General features: G+C 69.6%; 18 protein-coding genes. 13 read left to right on the top strand and 5 right to left on the bottom strand.

Features of this window, described 5'->3' with window-relative positions:
• Window positions 1–16 precede the first annotated feature (16 nt).
• The gene (locus AB0M51_RS19485; RefSeq protein ID WP_344197363.1) at window positions 17–544 is read left to right on the top strand and encodes a TetR/AcrR family transcriptional regulator; all 528 of its coding nucleotides are present in this window, start codon (window positions 17–19) and stop codon (window positions 542–544) included.
• 10 nt (window positions 545–554) lie between these two features.
• Complete coding sequence (locus AB0M51_RS19480) at window positions 555–1,052, top strand: DUF2867 domain-containing protein (RefSeq protein WP_344197361.1); 498 nt, start codon at window positions 555–557, stop codon at window positions 1,050–1,052.
• Here the strand turns inward: AB0M51_RS19480 and AB0M51_RS19475 are convergent.
• Together AB0M51_RS19475 and AB0M51_RS19470 are read right to left on the bottom strand one after the other, a co-directional pair.
• Complete coding sequence (locus AB0M51_RS19475) at window positions 1,003–2,835, bottom strand: FtsX-like permease family protein (RefSeq protein ID WP_344197359.1); 1,833 nt, start codon at window positions 2,833–2,835, stop codon at window positions 1,003–1,005. The two genes, AB0M51_RS19480 and AB0M51_RS19475, sit on opposite strands and share 50 nt — an antisense overlap.
• Before the next feature lie 69 nt (window positions 2,836–2,904).
• The gene (locus AB0M51_RS19470; RefSeq protein ID WP_344197357.1) at window positions 2,905–3,459 is read right to left on the bottom strand and encodes a TetR family transcriptional regulator; all 555 of its coding nucleotides are present in this window, start codon (window positions 3,457–3,459) and stop codon (window positions 2,905–2,907) included.
• A gap of 91 nt (window positions 3,460–3,550) precedes the next feature.
• On the opposite strand from AB0M51_RS19470, the gene AB0M51_RS19465 reads away from it, so the two are divergent.
• Window positions 3,551–6,064 carry a bifunctional FO biosynthesis protein CofGH gene (locus AB0M51_RS19465; protein ID WP_344197355.1) on the top strand — a complete coding sequence of 838 codons (2,514 nt, stop codon included), beginning with the start codon at window positions 3,551–3,553 and terminating at the stop codon, window positions 6,062–6,064.
• Window positions 6,065–6,539: 475 nt separating this feature from the next.
• On the opposite strand, the gene AB0M51_RS19460 is transcribed toward AB0M51_RS19465, so the two are convergent.
• Together AB0M51_RS19460 and AB0M51_RS19455 are read right to left on the bottom strand one after the other, a co-directional pair.
• Complete coding sequence (locus tag AB0M51_RS19460) at window positions 6,540–7,178, bottom strand: hypothetical protein (protein ID WP_344197353.1); 639 nt, start codon at window positions 7,176–7,178, stop codon at window positions 6,540–6,542.
• Window positions 7,171–9,105: an acyl-CoA dehydrogenase gene (locus AB0M51_RS19455; protein WP_344197351.1), complete on the bottom strand. Its 1,935-nt coding sequence runs from the start codon at window positions 9,103–9,105 to the stop codon at window positions 7,171–7,173. Before AB0M51_RS19455 ends, AB0M51_RS19460 begins: the two co-directional genes overlap by 8 nt.
• 91 nt (window positions 9,106–9,196) lie before the next feature.
• On the opposite strand from AB0M51_RS19455, the gene AB0M51_RS19450 reads away from it, so the two are divergent.
• The 9 genes from AB0M51_RS19450 (at window position 9,197) to AB0M51_RS19410 (ending at window position 20,432) form a co-directional block, all read left to right on the top strand.
• The gene (locus AB0M51_RS19450) at window positions 9,197–9,601 is read left to right on the top strand and encodes a TOBE domain-containing protein (protein WP_344197915.1); all 405 of its coding nucleotides are present in this window, start codon (window positions 9,197–9,199) and stop codon (window positions 9,599–9,601) included.
• Window positions 9,601–10,383, top strand: coding sequence for a molybdate ABC transporter substrate-binding protein (gene modA / locus AB0M51_RS19445; RefSeq protein WP_344197349.1), 783 nt, complete (start codon window positions 9,601–9,603; stop codon window positions 10,381–10,383). Before AB0M51_RS19450 ends, modA begins: the two co-directional genes overlap by 1 nt.
• Window positions 10,384–10,412: 29 nt before the next feature.
• Window positions 10,413–11,186: a molybdate ABC transporter permease subunit gene (gene modB, locus AB0M51_RS19440; protein ID WP_363749702.1), complete on the top strand. Its 774-nt coding sequence runs from the start codon at window positions 10,413–10,415 to the stop codon at window positions 11,184–11,186.
• On the top strand, window positions 11,183–12,247 hold the full coding sequence (locus AB0M51_RS19435) for an ABC transporter ATP-binding protein (protein ID WP_344197345.1): 1,065 nt from the start codon (window positions 11,183–11,185) through the stop codon (window positions 12,245–12,247). The genes modB and AB0M51_RS19435 overlap by 4 nt, the downstream gene beginning before the upstream one ends.
• Window positions 12,248–12,484: 237 nt before the next feature.
• The gene (gene lanKC, locus AB0M51_RS19430; RefSeq protein ID WP_344197343.1) at window positions 12,485–15,064 is read left to right on the top strand and encodes a class III lanthionine synthetase LanKC; all 2,580 of its coding nucleotides are present in this window, start codon (window positions 12,485–12,487) and stop codon (window positions 15,062–15,064) included.
• A 4-nt stretch (window positions 15,065–15,068) separates the two neighbouring features.
• Entirely contained in the window at window positions 15,069–15,206 is a 138-nt protein-coding gene (locus AB0M51_RS19425; RefSeq protein WP_184839847.1) for a SapB/AmfS family lanthipeptide, read from the top strand.
• 137 nt (window positions 15,207–15,343) lie between these two features.
• Window positions 15,344–17,101 (top strand): prolyl oligopeptidase family serine peptidase, encoded by a 1,758-nt coding sequence (locus AB0M51_RS19420; RefSeq protein ID WP_344197339.1) that lies wholly within the window; start codon window positions 15,344–15,346, stop codon window positions 17,099–17,101.
• Window positions 17,098–18,750: an ABC transporter ATP-binding protein gene (locus tag AB0M51_RS19415; RefSeq protein WP_344197337.1), complete on the top strand. Its 1,653-nt coding sequence runs from the start codon at window positions 17,098–17,100 to the stop codon at window positions 18,748–18,750. Before AB0M51_RS19420 ends, AB0M51_RS19415 begins: the two co-directional genes overlap by 4 nt.
• Window positions 18,747–20,432 (top strand): ABC transporter ATP-binding protein, encoded by a 1,686-nt coding sequence (locus AB0M51_RS19410; protein ID WP_344197335.1) that lies wholly within the window; start codon window positions 18,747–18,749, stop codon window positions 20,430–20,432. Before AB0M51_RS19415 ends, AB0M51_RS19410 begins: the two co-directional genes overlap by 4 nt.
• Here AB0M51_RS19410 and AB0M51_RS19405 read toward each other — a convergent pair.
• Window positions 20,411–21,010 carry a response regulator transcription factor gene (locus AB0M51_RS19405; protein ID WP_344197333.1) on the bottom strand — a complete coding sequence of 200 codons (600 nt, stop codon included), beginning with the start codon at window positions 21,008–21,010 and terminating at the stop codon, window positions 20,411–20,413. The two genes, AB0M51_RS19410 and AB0M51_RS19405, sit on opposite strands and share 22 nt — an antisense overlap.
• Between AB0M51_RS19405 and AB0M51_RS19400 the strand changes: the two genes are divergently transcribed.
• The gene (locus tag AB0M51_RS19400) at window positions 20,979–21,641 is read left to right on the top strand and encodes a DUF5946 family protein (protein WP_344197332.1); all 663 of its coding nucleotides are present in this window, start codon (window positions 20,979–20,981) and stop codon (window positions 21,639–21,641) included. The two genes, AB0M51_RS19405 and AB0M51_RS19400, sit on opposite strands and share 32 nt — an antisense overlap.
• The last annotated feature ends 300 nt before the right edge of the window (window positions 21,642–21,941 follow it).

Raw genomic sequence — 21,941 nt, 5'->3', positions numbered from 1 at the left:
ATGGTATGGTCTCGGCATGGTGAGCCGGACCGAGTGGTTGGACGCAGGGTTGGAGTTGCTGGCCGCGGAGGGAGCGCCGGCGGTGACGATCGAGCGACTGACCGGGGCGTTGGGGGTTACCAAGGGGTCCTACTACCACCACTTCAAGGGAGCCTCGGGGTACAAGGCGGCGTTGCTGGAGTACTTCGAGCTGCGCTACACCACGCGGTTGATCGACCTTGTCGAGGGGACGGACGACGCGGGCGCGAAGCTGCAGCACCTGCTGCGGCTGGTGTTGTCGGATCCGGACAGCGCCGCCTTGGAGATCGCCGTTCGGGCGTGGGCACTGCAGGATCCCGAGGTCCGGGCCGCGCAGGAGCGGGTGGACAAGACGCGGACGGCGTACCTGAAGAAGTTGTGCGGCGGGCTGGAGACGGACGTGGATCCGGATCGGTTCGCACAGTTGCTGTACCTGATCCTGATCGGCGCCGAGCAGGTCGTGCCGCCGATCGGCAAGCAGGACGTGCGGGAGATCTACGACCTCGTCCTGCGGCTCGTCGACTGATGGAGAGACCATGACTACTACGCTGCACGAGCTCGACGACCTGGTGCCGGTCGTCGACGAGATCGATGTGAAGACGGCGCACGGCGACCTCACGCTGCCGGAGTTCGTCGCGGGCGCGCTCAGCTACAGCCCCTTGTGGGTCAAGGGATTGTTCGCCGTCCGGATGGCCGTTGCCGCAGTGCTCCGGCTGGAGACCACCGGCGTACCGGACTCGCGCCGGCTGCGACCGGAAACGGTGAGTTTCACGCCGGGTGAGAAGAACGCGTTCTTCACCGTGAAACGCGGCGAGGAGGACCGGTTCCTGCTGCTCGAGGTGACCGACAATCATTTGGTCGGGTATCTCGCGTTCATCACCGACAACGAGCGGCCGGCGACCTTCAAGGTGGTCACGCTGGTGAAGTTCCTGCGGCCGGCCGGGCGGTTCTACTACAACCTGATCCGGCCGTTCCACCACGTCATCATGCTCGGGATGTGCCGAGCGGGCGAGACGTCGCGCGCGAAGCGGTGAGCGCCGCCGTACCGCCGACCACGAGCAGCGCCGCTCCGAAGATCAGCCCGAGCAGCCGCCACGGAATCGCCAGCGCGGCAAGGCCGTAAGGCCCGGCCGCGATCCCCGCGAGCGCGGCCGCCGCGACGAGGGATCCGAGCAGTACGCCGACCACGACAACGGTTGCCGACTCGACGACCGCGACCGTGACGACCTGCCCGCGGGTCAATCCGGCCAGCCGGGACAGCGTGAACTCCTGGCGCCGGTCGGCCGTCGACATCACGACCGCGTTGACGACCGCCACCGCCGTGAAGATCCCGGCCAGGCCCATCAGCGCGGCGAACAGGTCCGCATTGCTGCGCTGCTGCGCCTCCCCTCGGGCGGCCGCCCACTTCTTCACGGGCTGCCCGTCCAGGGCCCCGCCCGGCGCGAGCTTCACCAGTGTCTCGGTCCGCCCGCCGGCCGGCAGCAAGGTCCGCGGAACGAAGAAGTTCTCACTCACATCCAGCGTTTCCGGCATGATCGCGACCACCCGGACGGTCGTCCGTTTGTTGCCAAGCGCAACCTTGAGCGTCGACCCGAGCTTGTACCCCTCGACCGCCATGCCCGGGCCGATCGCAATCGTGTTCCCGGTCAGCCGGTCCAGCGATCCCTTGCGCGGGCGCAGCCTGTGCGTCGCCTGGTACGCCGCCGGATCGATCCCGATCGCCTCGGAATACACCGTTTTCCGACCGTTCGTGACGACGATCGGTACGGCGGTCTGCACCGACGCGGCCGCGATCCCGGGCCCGGGCGCGATCGGGTGGTCGAGTACGACGTCGGCGGTGACCAGCCGCTGCTGCTCGACGCCGACGGCTTTGGCGAGCGACCCGAACGTGCCCCACATCCCGACCACCAGGCCGACCAGCACGATCAACGGCGCCGCGGTGGCCGCACTCCGGCGTACCGCGTGCAGCACGCCGGCACGTGCGAGGTCCGCGATCAAGTTGCCGCGGACAACGATCGCGGGGAGCCGGCCGGCCAGCGGTACCACGACCGGGCTCAGCTGGCTCAACGCGACGGATCCGCTGATCATCACGACCAGGCCGATCATCAACCCGGCGACCAGATCCCGCGCGGCCTGCGCCACGATCACCAGCAGTACGGTGCAGAAAGCGGCCGACAGGCCCCAGAACCAGCGCCAGCCCGTCATCACCCGGCGCGCGGCCTGTCCCTCGACGACGGCCTCCAGCGGCCTGATCCGCGACGCCCGCCAGGCAGCGGCGAGGACTCCGGCCAACGCCGTACAGACGCCGATGATCATCGCTGCCCAGACCGCACCCGGATCCCACGGCGCGTCGAACCAGGACGGCAGCATGCCCAGTTCGATCAGCAGCCACGACTGCGCCCAGGTCGCCAACGCCCCGACCGGTACACCTAGAACGCTGCCGGCCGCCCCGAGCAGCGCAGCCTCGACCACCACCATCACGCACAGGTAGCCGCGCTGCGCTCCGACCAGTCGGAGCAGCCCGAACTCGCGCCGCCGCTGCACGGTCATGAACCCGAACGTCGTACTCACGATGAAGACGCTCAGGAAGACGGCGAGCATGACCGACATTCCGAGCAAGGTCGCGGCTCCGACGTACCCCTCACGCACCTGGGCCCGTTGGTACGCCGACAGGCCGGACGGGAGGAGCGGGTGATCGGTGGCCGCCAGGATCTGCAGATCCGACTGCACCAGGCCGACACCGAGTGCCACGGCCACGACAGCACCCGCGAACAGCTGCCACCTGGTGCGCAGCGCTCCGACAGACAACCTCAGCATGGGTCCAGCCAACTGGCAGAAGCGTTGCCGGACGCTGGCCTGCGCACCCGACCACGGGTAGCTCCTGCGCTACCTCAGCACTTCGAGCAGTGCGGCGAGATCCCGCCGGTCCACCTTCCGCGCACCGATCAACGCCTGCATCAGCAGGCCGTCAAGTGCCGCGACCAGCAGGCGGGCCTTCTCCGGATCGGCTGTGAACGTTCGCGCGATCTCGGTCAGCGGTTCCAGCCACGCCCGCGCCGACTCCCGCAACTCGGGTCGCCGTGCCGCATAGAGGTACAGCTCGTAGAGCGCCAGCGTCCGGCCACGACGGCGTACGACGCTGTGCTCGATCAGTCGCGCCAACTCGTCGGCCGGGCGGGCGCCGAGCTCGCTCCCGCGGCCGTCCAGCTCGACGGCGAGGTCCTCCGCGGCCGACTGCAGCGCCGCGACCAGCAGAGCGTCCAGGGTCGGAAAGTGGTAGGTGATCGAGGCGAGCGAGACAGCGGCCTCCGCGGCCACCGCACGATGGCTGACACCTGCGACTCCGTCGCGTTCTATCACGGACAGAGTTGCCGCCAGCAGCTCGCTCCGGCGCTGCTCACCGCGTCTGCGGCGACCGTCGACACCCTGTCTGACCTGCACGAACAGCAATCTATCAGGACGTCCGTACGGATTGATTTTGGTTCCCGGAATCGCGGGATCAACCGTTTTCCGCAACTTATTCTCGGATTCCGTGGCCACTGAACTGACGACTGCGATGCGGCGTGCGCTGAAGCGTGCCGACGACGGCAAGACCCTCGACCCGGCGGAGGTGGAGGTACTGCTCGGCGCGACCGGCGACGCCCTCACCGCGCTGATGGCGACCGCGGCGCGGGTCCGCGACCAGGGCCTGGCCGACGCCGGCCGTCCGGGGGTGATCACGTACTCGAAGAAGGTCTTCGTCCCGCTGACGCGGCTCTGCCGGGACCGCTGTCACTACTGCACGTTCGCGACCACGCCGGGCCGGGTGCACGCGCCCTACCTGTCGCCGGACGAGGTGCTGGAGATCGCGCGGCAGGGTGCGGCGATGGGCTGCAAGGAGGCGCTGTTCACGCTCGGGGACGCGCCGGAGCAACGGTGGGACGCGGCCCGGACGTGGCTGGAGGAGGCCGGGTACGACAGCACGCTGGACTACGTACGGGCGATGGCGATCCGGGTGCTCGAGGAGACCGGGCTGCTGCCGCACCTGAACCCGGGCGTGATGTCGTGGCAGGACCTGCAGCGGCTGAAGCCGGTCGCGCCGAGCATGGGGATGATGCTCGAGACCACGTCGCGACGGCTGTTCGAGGAGAAGGGCCAGCCGCACTTCGGCTCGCCGGACAAGGACCCGGCCGTCCGGCTGCGGGTGCTCGAGGACGCTGGGCGGTCGAACGTTCCGTTCACGACCGGGCTGCTGATCGGGATCGGGGAAACGCTTTCGGAACGTTCGGAATCCGTTTTCGCGCTCCGGAAGATCGCGCGGCAGTACAACGGGCTGCAGGAGATCATCATTCAGGGTTTCCGGGTGAAACCGGACACGGCGATGCGCAACGACGCCGACGTACCGCTGGACGAGTGGCTGGCGGCGATCGCCGCGACGCGGATCGTGCTCGGTCCGCGGGTCCGGGTGCAGGCGCCGCCCAACCTGGTCGATCTGGCTGAATGCCGGCAGTTGCTGGATGCCGGTGTCGACGACTTCGGCGGGGTGTCGCCGCTGACGCCCGACCACGTGAACCCTGAGCGGCCGTGGCCGCAGATCGACGACCTCGCGAAGGTGACCGCCGATGCGGGGTTCGTGTTGCGGGAGCGGTTGACGACGCACCCGGAATACCTGCGGGAGCCGTGGCTCGACCCGCGATTGATCTCACACGTCGAGGCGTTGGTCGACCCGGCCACCGGCCTGGCCAACGAGGCGGCGATGCCGGTCGGTCTCCCGTGGCAGGAGCCCGACGGCGGCTGGGACAGCGTCGGCCGCACCGACCTCCACACGGCCATCGACACCGAAGGCCGCCGCACCGAAACCCGCTCCGACTTCGACGCCGCCTACGGCGACTGGGACACCCTCCGCGAGGACGTGGCCGGTCGAACCGCTCCAGAACGTCTTGAAGGCGACGTCAAGGAAGCGCTGGCCGCTGCCGAGCGCGACCCCGCCGGGCTCTCCGACGAGCAGGCGTTGACGCTGATGACGGCGACCGGGCCGGCCCTGGACCAGTTGGCGCGGATCGCGGACGAGTTGCGGAAGGCCACGGTCGGCGACGACGTCACCTATGTGGTGAACCGGAACATCAACTTCACCAACGTCTGCTACACCGGCTGCCGGTTCTGTGCGTTCGCGCAGCGGCGGACCGACGCGGACGCGTACTCGCTCTCGATGGACGAGGTCGGGCAGCGCGCCGAGGAGGCCTGGGTGATCGGTGCGACCGAAGTCTGTATGCAGGGCGGCATCCACCCCGACCTCCCGGGTACGGCGTACGCCGACCTGGTCCGCGCGGTGAAGGACCGGGTCCCGGACATGCACGTGCACGCCTACTCCCCGATGGAGATCATCAACGGCTCGGTCCGCACCGGTCTGTCCGTCGAGGAGTTCCTGATCTCGGTGAAGGAGGCCGGCCTGGACAGCATCCCCGGTACCGCGGCCGAGATCCTCGACGACGACGTGCGCTGGATCCTCACCAAGGGGAAGTTGCCGACGGCAAGCTGGATCGAGGTGATCAGCACCGCGCACCGGGTCGGTCTGCCGTCCAGTTCGACGATGATGTACGGCCACGTCGACGCCCCGCACCACTGGGTGCAGCACCTGCGCACGATCGCCGCGGTGCAGGACGAGACCGGTGGCTTCACCGAGTTCGTGCTGCTGCCGTTCATCCACCAGAACTCACCGATCTACCTGGCCGGCATCGCCCGCCCGGGCCCGACGTACGACGAGAACCGGGCGGTGCACGCGATGGCGCGGATCATGCTGCACGGCCGGATCGACAACATCCAGTGCTCCTGGGTGAAGCTCGGTGTCGACGGCTGCGTCGCGGTCCTGAACGGCGGCGTGAACGACATCGGCGGCACGCTGATGGAGGAGACGATCAGCCGGATGGCGGGCTCCAAGCACGGCAGCCGCAAGTCGATCGCCGAGCTGACCGCGATGGCGGACGCCGCCGGCCGCCCGGCCCGCCAGCGCACCACGACCTACGGCGAGGTCCCACCCCGCCCGGCAACCGAACTCGAACTCGCCTGACCACCCGTCGCCGGGTGCCGACGGCCGGCAAAACTGCTGAAAATCTGACCAGTTGTCCAGAGCATTGTTGTTGCGACAGGCAACATCTCTACGGAAAGTGAAGGAACTTTTACTGAGCGTTGCTTACTTCAAAGGCAATGCAAATGTTTGAACCGGAGGATTCCCGGTAGCCCGAGCCGCATGACAGGTTTCTCTTGTCGGCGACGGACGGGTCGCCGGCACTGGGTCCAGGTGGTTCCCGATGCACTCCCGTCCGCGACCGGACTGTACCTCCCCTGCCGGCCGCGGAATGGGTCTCGGGCCCGCCCTCCTTCGGGCCACTTGCCCTCTCGGGGCAACAGCAGGACGCCGGCCGTGTCGGTGGGGTGTTGGTCGCCAGTGAGGTGGCGACCAACACCCGACGCGGTCGGCGTTTCTTTCTGGAGACCGTCCGCTGTACCGGTGCTGCTGGGGACCAGTACAGCGGGCGGTCTTTCTAGTAGGGGTAGGTGTCGTCGCGCCGGGTCGGGTCGAGGTCCCAGAGGGAGAACCGGACAACCTTGTGGGACTCCTCGCCGCCACCCGGCAGCAGGCCGAACGACTCGTACGCCTTCGAGCCCATCCCGTCCAGGTAGCAGAGCAGCTCGAACGCGGTCTGGGCGTCCTCGATGTCGTCGATCGCGTCGTCGGTCAGCGCGTCGTCCGGGGCGTCCTCCGCCCGGCTGCGCACGTACTGCACGAACGCCTCCGGGTCGGTGACCACGTAGTCGTAGCGCGCCTGGTAGCTGAGCCGCACCCCGTTCTGCGGGAGCATCGGTTCCTCGAGCTCGTCCAGGTCGTCCAGCGCGCCGCCCCCGACGATCTCCCGGTAGTCGGCGGGGTCGTCGAAGTCGTCCGGACCGAGCGGCAGGTCGTCCAGCTCGTCGGGGTCGTACGAGTCGATCCCGAGGAAGATGTCGCCCCAGCCGCGCTCGTGCACGGCGTCCGCCAGCACCCGGGCCTGCACCCGGACGTTCTCGATCGCGGCGGTCGCCCGCAGGTCGTGCAGATCCAGAGCATCCGCCTGCTCCAGCAACACCCGGGCAAGCTCGCGGGCGGCCTCAGCAGCCGACACAGGTTCGATCGACTCACTCATGCTGTGACGGTACAACGATGGGCACGTCCACCGCCGCGCCCGGTACGCCGAAGGCGTCGACCAGGTCCACCGCGGCCGGGCGGACGGTCGCGCAGAGGTCGTTGACCAGCGCCGTGATCGCCTTCGAGCGGCCCGGTGAGAGCCGGCCGTGCTCGAGGTACCAGGCGCGCTCCGCCTCGATGGTCACCAGGGCATGCAGGTCGTACAGGTCCTGCAACACCGGGCGAAGCTCGTCCGGCGCTTCCTGCACGGCGGACTGGAACGCCTCGAGCACCACCCGGTCGACGTGTGCCCTCCCGGCCGCGATCACGTGGTCCTGGCACCGGTTGAACACGTCGAACGCATCGTCGCCGGCGTCGACGCCCGCCTTCAGCCGCCGCGCCACCCCGGACAGCATGTGTTCCTCGCGATACCGGAGCAGACCCGAGTGATAGGCGTCGTCCCGCAGCCCGGCATCCGGATCCCCGGCGTCGCTCCGGTTCGGTACGACGTCCCGCAGCCGCTCGATCAACGGGCGGAGAGCCGCCTTCTCGACCGCGATCTCCACCGCCTGCGCCGCCACGAACCGGGCCATACCCAACGGGTCCAGCTCACCGAACGACCGCCGGTAGTCGGTCAGCAACCCCTTCGCCACCAACTGCAGCAGGACGGTGTTGTCGCCCTCGAACGTGGTGAAGACGTCGGTGTCCGCCTTCAACGTGGCCAGCCGGTTCTCCGCGAGGTATCCCGCCCCACCGCAGGCCTCGCGGCACAGCTGGATCGTCTCGGTCGCATGCCAGGTGCCGAGCGCCTTCGTCCCGGCGGCCTGCGCCTCCAGCGCCCGCCGGTCGTGCTCGTCCCGCTCGCCGACCCTGTCGGCGCTGAACACCCGCGCGAACTCCTGCACCAACTCGGCCTGCGCGAAGTGCAGTGCATACGTCCGGGCGAGCAGCGGCAGCAGCCGGCGTTGGTGCATCCGGTAGTCGAGCAGCAGCGTCTCCTCGCTGCTCCCCGGTGCCCCGAACTGCCGGCGACGGGCGCCGTACCGAACCGCGATCGTGAGCGCGACCTTGCTCGCGTTGATCGCCGCGCCGCCGACCGACACCCGGCCCTGCACCAGCGTCCCGAGCATCGTGAAGAACCGGCGGTCCGGGTTCTCGATCGGGCTGGTGTAGTTGCCGCCGGCATCGACTTGGGCATACCTGTCCAGCAGCGCCTCTCGCGGCACCCGCACCTGGTCGAAGACGATCCGCCCGTTGTCCACCCCGTTCAGCCCGAGCTTCGGCCCGCAGTCGGACAGCGTCACCCCCGGCAGCGTCGCGCCGTCGGCGTCCCGGATCGGCACCAGCAGGCAGTGCACGCCGTGACTCTCCCCGCCGACCACCAACTGCGCGAACACGGCCGCCATCCGCCCGTGCCGGGCCGCGTTCCCGATGTAGTCCTTGCGTGCCGCCGCGGTCGGCGTGTGGACGACGAACTCTCCCGTGGCGTCGTCGTACGTCGCCGTCGTGCCGAGGGCCTGCACGTTCGACCCGTGACCGGTCTCGGTCATCGCGAAGCAGCCGAGCAGCCGACCGCTGATCGCGTCCGCCAGATACCGCTCGTGGTGCCGCTCGGTGCCGAGGTGCAGGATCGCGCCGGCGAACAGCCCGAACTGCACACCGGCCTTGACCATCAGCGACAGGTCGCCGAAGGCCAGCGTCTCGAAGGCCGCGATGAACCCGCCGAGGTCCGCCTCGCCGCCGTACTCCTTCGGATATCCGCGGGCGGGCAGCCCGGCCGCGGCCGACTCCAGCAGCAGGTCGAGGACCCGGTCCCGGTACTCGTCGCGCGGCAGTTGCACCGCGAGGTCCTTCAGGTCCGCGTGCTCGGCCAGCGCGGCCCGCACGGCGTCCCGCGCCGCCTTGTGCGGCCCGTCCAGGTAGTCACGCATCGCCGTTGTGCTCATGCCCATTAACTTACGAGGATCGGCCGCGACTTTCCGTCACGAATCCGTGACTGTGGACAAGCTGGCATCAATCCGTATCTGCGGACGTATGCTGTCTCTCGTGCCGAGTTTGCGGGTAAGTGAGGCGGCGGCGCTGCTGGGCGTCAGTGACGACACCGTGCGCCGCTGGATCGATCAGGGCCGGCTGCCGTCGAGCCAGGAGAACGGGCGGATGGCGATCGCGGGGCAGGCGCTCGCCGCGTTCGCCCAGGAGCTGGCGGACTCACCGGAGCCCGGGAACACCACGGCCGCCTCGGCGCGGAACCGGATGCGCGGGATCGTCACCCGGGTACTCAAGGACGGCGTGATGGCGCAGGTCGAGATGCAGGCCGGGCCGTTCCGGGTGGTGTCGCTGATGAGCCGCGAGGCCGCAGACGAGCTCGGGCTGGAGCCCGGCGTGATCGCGGTCGCCTCGATCAAGTCCACCCACGTCGTCGTCGAGATCCCGGAGGCCTGATGTTGCGCCGTACCGCGTTCGCCGCGCTGGCCGCCGTCGCCGCCTTCGCCCTCGTCGGCTGCGGGAGTGACAGCCCGGCATCGTCCACCTCCCCGTCGGCCTCCGGTACGCCGTCGGTGTCCGGCGAGATCAACGTGTTCGCCGCCGCCTCGCTCACCGGGACGTTCACCCAGCTCGGCAAGGACTTCGAGGCCGCGCACCCCGGCGTGAAGGTGAACTTCAGCTTCGACGCCAGCTCGGCGCTCGCGCAGCAGATCGGCAAGGGTGCGCCCGCTGACGTGTTCGCCTCCGCGGCGCCGAAGAACATGGACCAGGTGACCGACAAGAACACGCCGACCACGTTCGTGAAGAACACGCTGGAGATCGCCGTACCGAAGGGCAACCCGGGCCACGTCACCGGCCTGAAGGACTTCACCGACAAGAACAAGAAGATCGCGTTGTGCGCCCCTGAGGTGCCGTGCGGTGCGGCCGCGCAGAAGGTGTTCAAGGCCGCCGGTCTCACCGCGCAGCCGGACACTCTGGAGAAGGACGTGAAGGCAGCGCTCACCAAGGTCAGCCTCGACGAGGTCGACGCGGCCCTGGTCTACAAGACCGACGTACAGTCCGCGAAGGACAAGGTCGACGGCATCGAGTTCCCCGAGGCGAGCAAGGCGGTCAACGAGTACCCGATCGCCACACTGACCAAGGCGCCGAACCCCAACGGCGCCAAGGCGTTCGTCGACTACGTGCTGTCCGCCAAGGGAAAGGCGGTCCTGACCGCCGCGGGCTTCGACGCGCCGTGAGCCGCCGAGGCAGGAGTACGACCGGGCGGTTGCCCCTCGCACTCCTGCTGCCTGCGCTGCTCGGGCTGGCGTTCCTTCTCGTCCCGCTGATCGGTCTGCTCACACAAGCCCCGTGGTCGACACTCCCGGGGCGTCTGTTCAGTGCTGACGTCTGGCAGGCGCTGAGGCTGTCACTGGTGTGCGCCACCTCTGCCACCGTGCTGTGCGTACTGCTAGGCGTCCCGTTGGCGTGGCTGCTCGCCCGAGGTGGGCTACCGGGACGAAGTGTCATCAGAGCCCTCGTAACGGTGCCTTTGGTGCTCCCTCCTGTTGTCGGCGGCGTAGCTCTACTTCTAGTGCTGGGGCGACGCGGGCTGGTCGGCCAATACCTCGACTCGTGGTTCGGCATCTCTTTGCCGTTCACCACAGCCGGTGTGGTCGTGGCTGAGGCGTTCGTGGCCATGCCGTTCCTGGTGATCTCGGTGGAGGGCGCTCTGCGCGCTGCGGACCCGCGGTACGAGGAAGCAGCCGCCACGCTCAGGGCCGGTCGCTGGACGACGTTCCGGCGCGTGACACTGCCGTCGATCGCACCGGGGGTCGTCGCCGGCATGGTGTTGTGCTGGGCGCGGGCGCTGGGCGAGTTCGGCGCCACCATCACGTTCGCGGGCAACTTCCCCGGGCGTACGACGACCATGCCGCTGGCCGTCTACCTGGCGTTGGAGACCGACCCGGACATCGCGGTTGTCCTCAGTCTGGTGCTCCTGCTCGTCTCGGTCGTCGTACTGGCGTCACTGCGCGAGCGCTGGATCAGTGGGCTGCGATGACCCTGCACGCAGACCTACAGGTACGCCGGGGCGCCTTCAGCCTCGCACTCGATCTGGCTGTCGAGCCAGGTGAGGTTGTGGCACTCCTAGGACCCAACGGCGCCGGCAAGACCACCGCGTTGCGCGCCATCTCCGGACTGCTCGCCCTGGACGGTGGACGCATCGCACTGGACTCCACGGTGTGGGATGAGCCGCCGCGTGTTTTCCGTACGCCGGACCATCGCCCGATCGGCGTGGTGTTCCAGGACTACCTGCTCTTCAACCACCTGAGCTGCCTGGAGAACGTGGCGTTCGGGCTCCGTGCGCGCGGCGTGGAGAAACAAACGGCCCGCACCGAGGCCGGGCGCTGGCTGAACATCGTCGGCCTCTCGGAGTACGCGCGCACGAAGCCCCGCGCCCTGTCCGGCGGCCAGGCCCAACGCGTCGCACTGGCACGTGCCTTGGCCACAGAACCCGAAGTACTGCTGCTGGACGAGCCCCTGGCCGCACTGGACGCCAGTACGACGCTCCACGTCCGCGCGGAGCTCGCCCAGCACCTCTCCCGCTTCGAAGGCCGCACCCTGCTCGTCACGCACGACCCACTCGATGCCATGGTGCTGGCGGACCGGCTGGTCATCATCGAGAACGGTCAGGTGGTTCAAGAAGGTAAGCCGACAGAGGTAGCACACCGTCCGCGCACGGACTACGTGGCCCAACTGGTGGGGCTCAACCTCTACCGGGGCACGGCTGCCGGCACGACCGTCACGCTGTCCGACGGAGGCTCGATCACCCTTGCGGAGCCAGCCGGCGGCGCGGTCCATGTCGCCTTCCCACCAACGGCGGTCAGCTTGTACACCGAGCCTCCGTCCGGCAGCCCCCGCAACACCTGGCCCGCCGTCGTCACCGGTATCGAGCAACATGCCCACACTGTCCGAGTGCGCCTGGACGCCTCCCCGAGCGGCCCCGCCGACGTCCTGGCCGACATCACCGCGGCGGCCGTGGCCGATCTCCACCTGACCCCCGGCCAGGCCCTGCACACCACCCTCAAGGCCACCGAGGTGCACACCTACCCGAGCGCCTAGCGGCGCACGCACGACCGGGGCAAGGTGAAGTTACGCGTCGTGACGTGACTGTCGCGCATTGACATGTTGTTACGGCGCTTTTCACGCTCAGAACCGACCGGATCGTAACGAAGAGTGTTTACTTACTCACTCGTAGTATGTGCGTTCTTCACATCAGAGTGATGACATCGTGCACTACGTCAGGCACTGAAAGACCTTCAGGATTTGTGGGGCACCACGAAGGGGGGTCGGACAGTCATGTACGAGAGCTACGAGTTCTACTGCCTTGCGGATCGTCGGTTCTACGAGACGCCGGCCAACCGGGGCGCCGCGCATCCGGACTTCGCGATCACGCAGCGACCGGTCCCGGACGGGTGGCAGCACGTGCCGGGTGAGCAGTGGATGCACTACGCACCCGACGGCCTGCGGCTGCCCCAGCAGGGCTGGAAGATCCACGTGTCCGCACGCCTGCAGGACGTCGAGCGGACGCTCGCGGCGGTCTGGGACTACTGCGTCCCGCGCGGCATCGCGTTCAAGTTCCTGCGCAACGAGGCCGTGCTGGTGATGACGAACTCGAAGGCCGCACCCCGCGGGTCGAGCGGCAAGCTGGTGACCATCTACCCGACCGACGACGCGCAGCTCGAGCTGGTCCTCAAGGAGCTGAACGACGTACTGCGTGGCGTCGAAGGCCCTTATATCCTGAGCGATCTGCGCTACGCCGAAGGACCGCTGTTCGTCCGGTACGGCGCCTTCGTCAGCCGCTACTGCCTGTCCCCGGCCGGCGAACGTGTGCTGGCGATCGAGGACGTGCACGGCAACCTGGTCCCGGACCACCGCGGCCCGACCTTCGTCACACCGCCCTGGGTGCAGCTCCCGGACTTCCTGCAGCCGCACCTGGACGCGCGCAACGCGGTCACCACCAACGACCTCGCGTACACGATCGACGGCGTCATCCAGTTCTCGAACGGCGGCGGCGTGTACCTCGGCCACCACAACGAGAGCGGCGACCGCGTCGTACTCAAGGAAGGCCGTCCGCACGCCGGGCTGGACCTGGCCGGCCGGGACGCCGTGACCCGGATCGCCCACGAGCGCGACATCCTCGAGCAGCTCGACGGTCTCGACGCGGTGCCGAAGACCCACGACTACCTGCAGCTCGGCGAGCACCACTTCCTCGTCCAGGAGCACATCGACTCGGTGTCGCTGCAACGCGAGCTCGTCCGCCGGTACCCGCTGACGCATCCGGACGCCTCCCCGGCAGACAAGGCGGCGTACGCCGAATGGGCGACCGCGATGGTCGCCAAGGTCGGCGAAGCCGTCGGGCAGCTGCACGAGCGCGGTGTGGTGTTCTGCGATCTGCACCCCGACAACCTGCTGCTCGACGTGAACGGCAAGCTCACGCTGATCGACTTCGAGGTCGCGACGAAGGCGGAGGACCAGGCCCGCTCGACGCTGGCCCACCCCGGGTACGCCGCGCCGCAGGACCGGCAGGGCGTCGACGTCGACCGGTACGCGCTCGCCTGCATCGCGCTCGGCGTTTATGCGCCACAGGCAACCATTCTGCTGAATCTCCATCCCGGTAAGGCGTCCCACCTCGCGGACCTGATCGCGGAGACCTTCCCGGTGCCGCGCGCGACGCTCGACGACGCGGTCCGGACGATCGTCGGCGCCGGCACCACCAACGACCTCGACGACGTCGCCGTTCCCGGTAAGGCCGCCTGGGCCGACGTCCGCGCGGCCCTCACAAGATCGATCGTCGCGAGCGCCACCCCGGAACGCACCGACCGGTTGTTCCCCGGCGACATCGCGCAGTTCCGCGACGGCGGCGGCATCGGCGGCATCGACCTCGCGACCGGCGCGGCCGGTGTGCTGTACGCGCTCGCGAAGACGGGCGCCGGACGGTTCCCGGAGTACGACGACTGGCTCCGGAAGCGGGCCTTCGCTACCGCGGCCGGGCCCGGGCTGTACGACGGGCTGCACGGCGTCGCGCACGTACTCGACGAGCTCGGGCACCGCCAGGACGCGCTGGACCTGGTCGAGCGCACCCTCGCCGACGACTGGAGCACCCGCGAGCTCGGGCTGCACTCCGGCCTGGCCGGCATCGGTCTGAACCTGCTGCACTTCGACACCGAGCCCGCGCTCCGGGCACAGGCCGTCCGGGTCCTCGACCTGGTCGCGGATCGTCTCGAGGCCGACGTACCGGAGCTCAGCGGCGGCCAGTACGCGCGGGCCGGGCTGATGTACGGGTCGTCCGGGCCGGCGCTGCTGTTCCTCGACGCGTTCGAGCGGCTCGGCGACACCGGGCTGCTCGACCTCGCGGAGGTCGCGCTCCGGCAGGACCTGAAGCGGACCGTGCTCACCGAGGACGGGATGCGCCAGGTCAACCAGGGCTGGCGGACGCTGCCGTACCTCGAAGAGGGCTCGGCCGGGATCGCGCTGGTCCTCGAGCGGTACCTGCGGCACCGGCCGTCCGACGAGCTGAGCACGATCCTCGACGAGCTCGAGCGTGTCACCCATTGTTCGTACTACGTCCAGCCAGGCCTCTTCATGGGTCGCGCCGGCGTGCTCCTCACGGCCGCCGCGCTCGGCGATACGCCTCTCAATGGGGCTGTCGACGACCTGGTATTCGGGCTCGGCTGGCACGCGATGCCGTTCGCGGGCGGTCTCGCGTACCCGGGCAACCAGCTGCTCCGTCTCTCGATGGACCTGGCGACCGGATCGGCCGGCGTACTGCTGGCCCTCGGCACGGCGTTCCATGACGCGCCGGTGTCCCTCCCGTTCCTCGGACCTCCCCAGTGGTCCGAGTCCACATCCCGACGAACCGCACCGAAGGAGGTGTAAACACATGGCACTTCTCGACCTTCAGGGCCTCGAGACCCCGGGTTACGGCCACCACGGCCACCACCACGGCGGCTCCACGCTGACCGTGCTGGGCTGCGCTTCGCAGACCCCGAGCAACCTGAGCCTGCTGCTCTGCCACTGATCCACGGCACCTGCAACGCCAGGTCATGAGGCCCTGGGCGGGGATTCCCGCCCGGGGCCGACCTGTCTGTGGGGTAGCTCCGGGCCGGTGGGCTCGTTGTGTTGGTGGGAGAGGGGAGAAGTGAGGTGATCGATTCCGTGCAGTCTCATCCATGCGCCGAGCGTCTGACGCTCGTGGAGCAGGTGCACGGCACTACCGTTGCGGATCCGTACCGCCGGCTCGAGGACCCGTCCGCCGCCGAGGCGTGGCAGCGGGGCCAGGACGAGTTGTGGTTGACGTACGCCGCTTCGCTGAGCACCAGGTTCCGCTGGAAGAACCGCGTCCGCGCGCTGTCCGCCGTCAGCAGCGTGTCCACGCCGGTCCGGCGCGGCGAGCGCTGTTTCACCCTGCGCCGCGACGCCGGGCGGCACGCCGTACTGTTCGCCGACGAGACGCCGCTGATCGACGTACGGCAACTGGATCCGAGTGGGCTGACGACGCTCGACGCGTGGCAGCCGTCGCCGGACGGCAGCAAGGTCGCGTTCCAGCTGTCCAGAGGCGGCACCGAGGAGTCCACGCTGTCCGTCCTCGACGTCGACAGCGGTCAGCTGATCGACGGCCCGCTCGACGGCTGCCGGTACTCCCCCGTCGCCTGGCTCCCGGACAACCGCACCTTCTACTACGTCCGCTTCCGCCAGGTACGCCTGCACACGCTGGGCGGTACCGACGACGCCACGATCCTCGCGGACGAGGCGACGTACGGGCTGGAACTCAGCGCGGACCGTTGGCTGACGATCTGTACGCCGACCGACCTGTGGTTCCAGGACCTGGCGACCGATTCGGCGCCGGAGCACATCCCGACCACGGACCCCACGATCATGTCGGTGGGTCCGGACGGCCGGCTGTACGTCGTGATGCCGGGGCGGATCTGCGTCGGCGACCCGGCCGCGCCGACGGTCTGGCACGACTACCTCCGGCCGGAGCGGCCGCTGACCGGCCTGGCGATCCTGGACGACGTCGTAGTGGTCAGCACGGCCACCGAGATCACCGTGCACGACCGGTTGACCGGCGAAAGCCGCGGTACGGTCGACCTCCCGGGCTATGGGTCCGTCGGATCGCTCAGCGCCGACGGCAATCGAGCCTGGTACACCTACACGGACAGCGTGACCCCGCCGACCGTCCGCTGCTACGACCCCAGCACCGACCAGCCGACCGAAGCCCGCGCCCTGCCGACCGGCCTCCACATCATCGGCAAGCCCGGCCCCACCATCCTCTACGGGTACGGCGGCTTCGGGCAGGAGCTGACCCCGACGTACTCCGCGTTCGCGCTGGCCTGGGTGGAAGCGGGCGGGTGCTTCGTGACCGCGAACCTCCCCGCCGGCACCCGGCACGACAAGCAGCGCGTCATCGACGCCTTCATCGGCGCGGCGGAGCGCCTCATCGCCGACGGCTGGACCACCGCTGACCAACTCGCGATCTGCGGCGAGTCGAACGGCGGGCTACTCACCGCCGCCGCACTCACCCAGCGTCCTGAACTGTTCGCCGCCGCGGTCTGCTCGGCGCCGTTGACCGACATGGTCCGCTACGAACTCTCCGGGCTCGGCGAGCGCTGGACCGCGGAGTACGGCACGGTCCGGAACGCCGACGACTTCCGCAGCCTGTACTCCTACTCGCCGTACCACCGGGTCGTCGACGGGGTGAAGTACCCGGCCGTGCTGCTGACCGCGTTCGGGAACGACACCCGCGTGGATCCGTTGCACGCAAGGAAGCTGACCGCGGCGCTGCAGTACGCGACCGCCGGTCCGCGACCGATCCTGCTGCGCTTCGAGCAGGACGCCGGCCACACCACCGGCGGGATCAACCTGGCCGCCGACATCCTCGCCTTCCTCGCCCACCAGACCGGACTCGACACGTGATCACGTTCAAGGAGGTCACCAAACACGGACGCGGCTGGCTTCCGCTGATCGGGCTGAACGCGTTGATCGGGAGCGGTGTCACGTTGGCGCTGCCAACCGTTCTGGGACGTTCGGTCGACTCGATCGTGGCCGGGGACGGCTACGTCCGCTGGCTGATCGTCGCGGCCTCGCTGATCGGGCTCGGGATCGCGGCCAGCATCGTCGATGCCTTCGCGGGCGCCGCCTGCGTCGCCGAGACGACCGCCTGGCTGCGGAACCGGCTGGTCCGGCACGTCGTCCACGGCGGCCCGGACGGCTCCCGCGACTTCGAGACCGGCGACCTGGTCACCCGGGTCTCGGCCAACGCGACCGACGCCGCCCAGGCCGGACCGGCCGCGGTGACGGCGATCGCCGCGACCGCTCCCCCGCTCGGCAGCCTGGTCCTGCTGGCCGTCATCGACCCCTGGCTCGCGGCCGCGTTCTTCGGCGGCGTGCTGCTGGTGATCCTCGTGCTCTGGACCTTCGCGAAGCGCACCGCCGGCGTCAGCCTCGCCTACCAGGAGACCCAGGGCCGGATCGCGGCGCTGCTGTCCGAGTCGCTGACCGGCATCCGCACCATCCAGTCCGCCGGTACGACGGACCTCGAGGAGCGCCGCGTCCTCGGTCTGCTCCCCGAGCTGCACCGGCACGGTGTCGTCACCTGGCGGATCCTGGCCCGCTCCGGCGCGCAGGCCGCGGTCGTCGGCCCGCTCGTCCTGGTCGCCGTACTGGCCGTCGGCGGCCTGCAACTGGTGGCCGGCAACGTCACCGCGGGCGAGCTGTTCGCCGCCTCGCAGTACGCCGTCCTCGGGGCGGGGCTCGGGAACCTGACCGGTGTCCTCGGCGAGCTCGCCCGTGCCAAGGCAGGCGTGCGGCGGTCCGCCGAGGTGATCGCGATCGAGCCGGTCGCCCACGGCACGCTGTCGCTGCCGCGCGGCTCCGGCCAGCTGACGTTCGACGGGGTCAGCGTCGTCGCGAACGGGAACGTCCTGCTGGACAACGTGAACCTCGACCTGCCCGGCGGCGTCACGGTCGCGGTCGTCGGCCCGAGCGGCGCCGGGAAGTCCGTCCTCGCGGCAGTCGCGGCCCGGCTGCGGGACCCGTCGACCGGCCAGGTGTCGCTGGACGGCGTACCGCTGCAGGCGGTCAGCAGGCACGTCCTGCGGCACGCGGTCGGCTGCGCGTTCGAACGGCCGCAGCTCATCGGCCGGACGATCGGCGAGGCGATCGACCCGCACGCGGTCAGCCCGGTCCGGACGCTCGCCGCGGCCCGCGCCACACACGCCCACGACTTCGTCGGCCGGCTGCCCGACGGGTACTTCACCTCGTTGCGCAAGGCACCGATGTCCGGCGGCGAACGCCAGCGCCTGGGCCTGGCCCGTGCCTGGCCGGCCCGCCGGCTGCTGGTCCTCGACGACGCCACGTCCAGCCTGGACACCGCGACCGAACGCCAGATCACCCGCACCCTCACCGAGGACCGCCGGCACCGCACCCGCCTGATCGTCACCCACCGTCCCGCCACCGCGGCCCGCGCCGACCTGGTCCTCTGGCTCGACCACGGCCGCGTCCGCGCCCTCGCCCCGCACGCCGACCTCTGGCAGAACGCGTCGTACCGAGCCGTCTTCGCATGAAACGGGAACTGTCGTACGGCGCGGGTGCGCTGCGGAAGAGGGCCACACTCAGGTTGGTCGGGTGGTCGGTTCCGGAGATCCTGCCGACGGCGGTGTACGGGATCGCGGTGGCGCGGGCGACGGACAGCTTTCTCGGAGGGCACGCCTGGCAGGGCATCGCCTGGCTCGGCGGGCTGGTCGCGACGGCAGGACTCGGCGCGGCCGGGGCGCGGCAGGTGTACGGGCGGCTCGGCGACCTGGTCGAGCCGCTGCGGGACGATCTGGTCCGGCGGGTCGTCGGCGGCGCGCTGCGGACCGGCGACGACGGCGCGGTGGCGCGGCTGAACCGGCAGGTCGAGATCGTCCGCGACACGTTCGCCGGGCTGGTCCTGGTGCTGCGGAGTTTCGCCGTGACGTTGTTCGGCGTACTCACGGGACTGTTGTCGTTGGCACCGGTCGTCGCGGCGTTCGTCGTACCGCCGTTCCTGCTCGGGTTCGCGTTGTCGCTGGCGGTGCTCGGGATGGCGGCGGACCGGGTGCGGGCGTCGCTGGCCGCGGACGAGGAGCTGGCGGCATCCGCGGGCATGGTGTTCGGCGGGGTGCGGGACATCACCGCAACCGGGACCGAGGAGTACGCCGAATGGCTTGTGGGGCAGCCGATCCAGGCCCACGCGTCGGCCGAGCGAGCATTGGCGAAGGTGTCGGCGTTGCGGACGTTGTGTTTCGCCGTCGGCGGTTGGCTGCCGTTGCTGATCCTGCTCGCGACCGGGCCGTGGCTGGTCGGACGTGGCGTCAGCACGGGCACGTTGCTCGGCGGGCTGACCTACGTACTGATCGGATTACAGCCCGCGTTGAACACGGTCATGAACGCCTTGGGTGACAGCGGTCTGCGGTACGTGATCACGCTCGGCCGGATCCTCGACACGTCGACCCCGGCGGAACGCGAGCGACCTGTCGACGAGGTCACCGGGTACCAGGTCCGGCTGCGCGGGCTGACCTTCGCGTACGGGCCGAAGGCGGACCCGGTCCTGGACAACCTCGAGCTGACGATCGCCGAGGGCGAGCACCTGGCCGTCGTCGGGCCGAGCGGTATCGGGAAGTCGACGCTGGCCGGGCTGGTCTGCGGGATGCTGGCACCGACCGGCGGGCGGCTGCTGCTCGGCGGCGCACCGCCGACCGAGATCAGCACCGCGCGGCTGGCGCGGACCCGGGTGCTGATCCCGCAGGAGGCGTACGTCTTCACCGGCTCCGTCCGCGACAACCTCACCTACTTGTTGCCCTACGCAACAGATGCGCAGCTCGAGCGCGCCGTCCAGGCGATCGGCGCCGACCGGCTGGTCGAGCGGATCGGCGGACCGGACGCCGAGGTGAAGCCGAGCGAACTGTCCGCCGGCGAGAAGCAGCTGCTGGCGCTGGTCCGCGCGTACCTGTCACCGGCGCCGCTCGTCGTCCTCGACGAGGCGACCTGCTTCCTCGACCCGGAGGCAGAACGTCAGGCCGAGGAGGCGTTCGCGAACCGGCCCGGCACGTTGATCGTGATCGCGCACCGGATCAGCTCCGCGCTGCGCGCCCGCCGCATCCTGGTCCTGGACGGCAACCAGGCCACGCTCGGCACCCACGCCGCGCTGATGCGCACGTCCCCGATGTACCGCGACCTGCACGGCAGCTGGAGTCCGAGCACTCAGATCCAGCCGGCCTCGTAGGCCTTCCGGATCGCCTCGATACGGCTCCGCGAACCCGTCTTCGCGAGGATCCGCGACAGGTAGTTGCGAACGGTGCCCGTGCTCAGGCTGAGCGTCCGGGCCACTTCCTGGGCCGTCGCGCCGGTGGTGACCTGACGCAGCACCTCGCACTCACGATCGGTCAACGGGTTGTCCCCGGCCTTCAGAGCGGCCACAGCCAACCGCACGTCGACCACGGGCAGCCCCTTCGCCACGTCGCGGACCGCCTGCACCAGCTGGTCGGTGGTCGCGTCGGTGGCGATCAGCCCGATCCGCGGCGCCTGCTTGACCAGCGCGAGGCTGGTCGCCGGGATCGCCTCGTGGTCGATCAGCACGAGGACTCCGCGCCCGGCGAGTTTGCGGCAGAGCTCCTCGATCCGGATCCGGCCCGGCAGCTGCGGGTCGAGCAGGAACACGTCCGGACGCCGGCCGGCCACCTGGAGCACGTCCTCGGAGCGGTCCACGTCCGCCACCACGTCCAGGTCGTTCTCCCGTCCCAGCACCGCGGCCAGTGCACCACGCACCAACGTGCCGCGATGGCCGAGTGCCACTCGGATCACAGCTGCTGCCCCCATCACATCCGTCGCCTCGCCCGCCCCCCAGGGCCGAAACCCACGTGCCGGGCGGCGGTACCCGTGCTTCGATCAACGAGTGAACTCCGCGGATGACACGCAACCGTCGACAGTTTGTCCAGGCTGCCGCGCCGTGCTGCCCCGCTCCGCGTGGCCGGGGACGACGAAGTACAACGCGACGCCCGAGTGCGCGGAGGCCGCCGGCGAGCTGCTCGGCTTCGAGATCGCGAACACCGCGCGGCTCGGCTACCTGCACCAGCTCCGGATCGACGCGTACGGCGCCCAGCACGTCCACCCGGACGCCCCTCCGATCGGCCCGGTGTTCGCCCTCAACGGCCTCTACATGTTCCTCGAGCGCGGCTCCGGGAACCTCGCGGTCCGGACCGCGCACGGCATCATGGCGAACTCCTACGACGACTGGCCGCGACTCGTCCCGCCGGCCCGCGTCGGCGAGTTGACGGCGTACGACGTCCTGACCGCCGGAGGGGTCGACGAGGTTGAGTCGACCCTGCTCAGGTGGGCCCGTGACGTGTGGGAGTCATGGCCGGATGCTGAGCGTGAAACGGTCCGGAATCTGACCCTGGAACTGGTCCCGGAACGCTATTTCGAACACCCCTAAACCGATCGGTTTCAGGCCCTCGTGGATCGGCGTGTCGAGGCCGGAAACCGTTCTGTTGTTGGGGTTTCGGAACGTCAACGCCAGGAAAAATTCGGCGCAGATTCCGATCTGGACTTGCGTTTCCGCCAGACCTCACCGAGGATGACTCAGGTCGCGCCGTTACCGGGGCGTGACCATTCGGACGCTGTCCTGTTACCTGCAGTGAAACGGGTCCGTTTGCCCCCACCCCTGCACGGGGGGCCTGGTGTGCTCCACCATGCCCAAGCTCACAAGGAGCAATTTCAGATGTCCAAGGCTCGA

This window comes from Kribbella sp. NPDC051137 (assembly GCF_040682535.1).
GTDB lineage: Bacteria > Actinomycetota > Actinomycetes > Propionibacteriales > Kribbellaceae > Kribbella > Kribbella karoonensis.
This window is presented reverse-complemented; position numbering and strand designations above follow the sequence as displayed.

Coding starts and splice junctions, on each gene's coding strand:
- AB0M51_RS19410 (WP_344197335.1), top strand. CDS start 18,747: ATGAAACGGGAACTGTCGTACGGCGCGGGTGCGCTGCGGAAGAGGGCC.
- AB0M51_RS19480 (WP_344197361.1), top strand. CDS start 555: ATGACTACTACGCTGCACGAGCTCGACGACCTGGTGCCGGTCGTCGAC.
- AB0M51_RS19485 (WP_344197363.1), top strand. CDS start 17: ATGGTGAGCCGGACCGAGTGGTTGGACGCAGGGTTGGAGTTGCTGGCC.
- modA (WP_344197349.1), top strand. CDS start 9,601: ATGTTGCGCCGTACCGCGTTCGCCGCGCTGGCCGCCGTCGCCGCCTTC.
- AB0M51_RS19435 (WP_344197345.1), top strand. CDS start 11,183: ATGACCCTGCACGCAGACCTACAGGTACGCCGGGGCGCCTTCAGCCTC.
- AB0M51_RS19475 (WP_344197359.1), bottom strand. CDS start 2,835: ATGCTGAGGTTGTCTGTCGGAGCGCTGCGCACCAGGTGGCAGCTGTTC.
- AB0M51_RS19425 (WP_184839847.1), top strand. CDS start 15,069: ATGGCACTTCTCGACCTTCAGGGCCTCGAGACCCCGGGTTACGGCCAC.
- lanKC (WP_344197343.1), top strand. CDS start 12,485: ATGTACGAGAGCTACGAGTTCTACTGCCTTGCGGATCGTCGGTTCTAC.
- AB0M51_RS19455 (WP_344197351.1), bottom strand. CDS start 9,105: ATGAGCACAACGGCGATGCGTGACTACCTGGACGGGCCGCACAAGGCG.
- AB0M51_RS19460 (WP_344197353.1), bottom strand. CDS start 7,178: ATGAGTGAGTCGATCGAACCTGTGTCGGCTGCTGAGGCCGCCCGCGAG.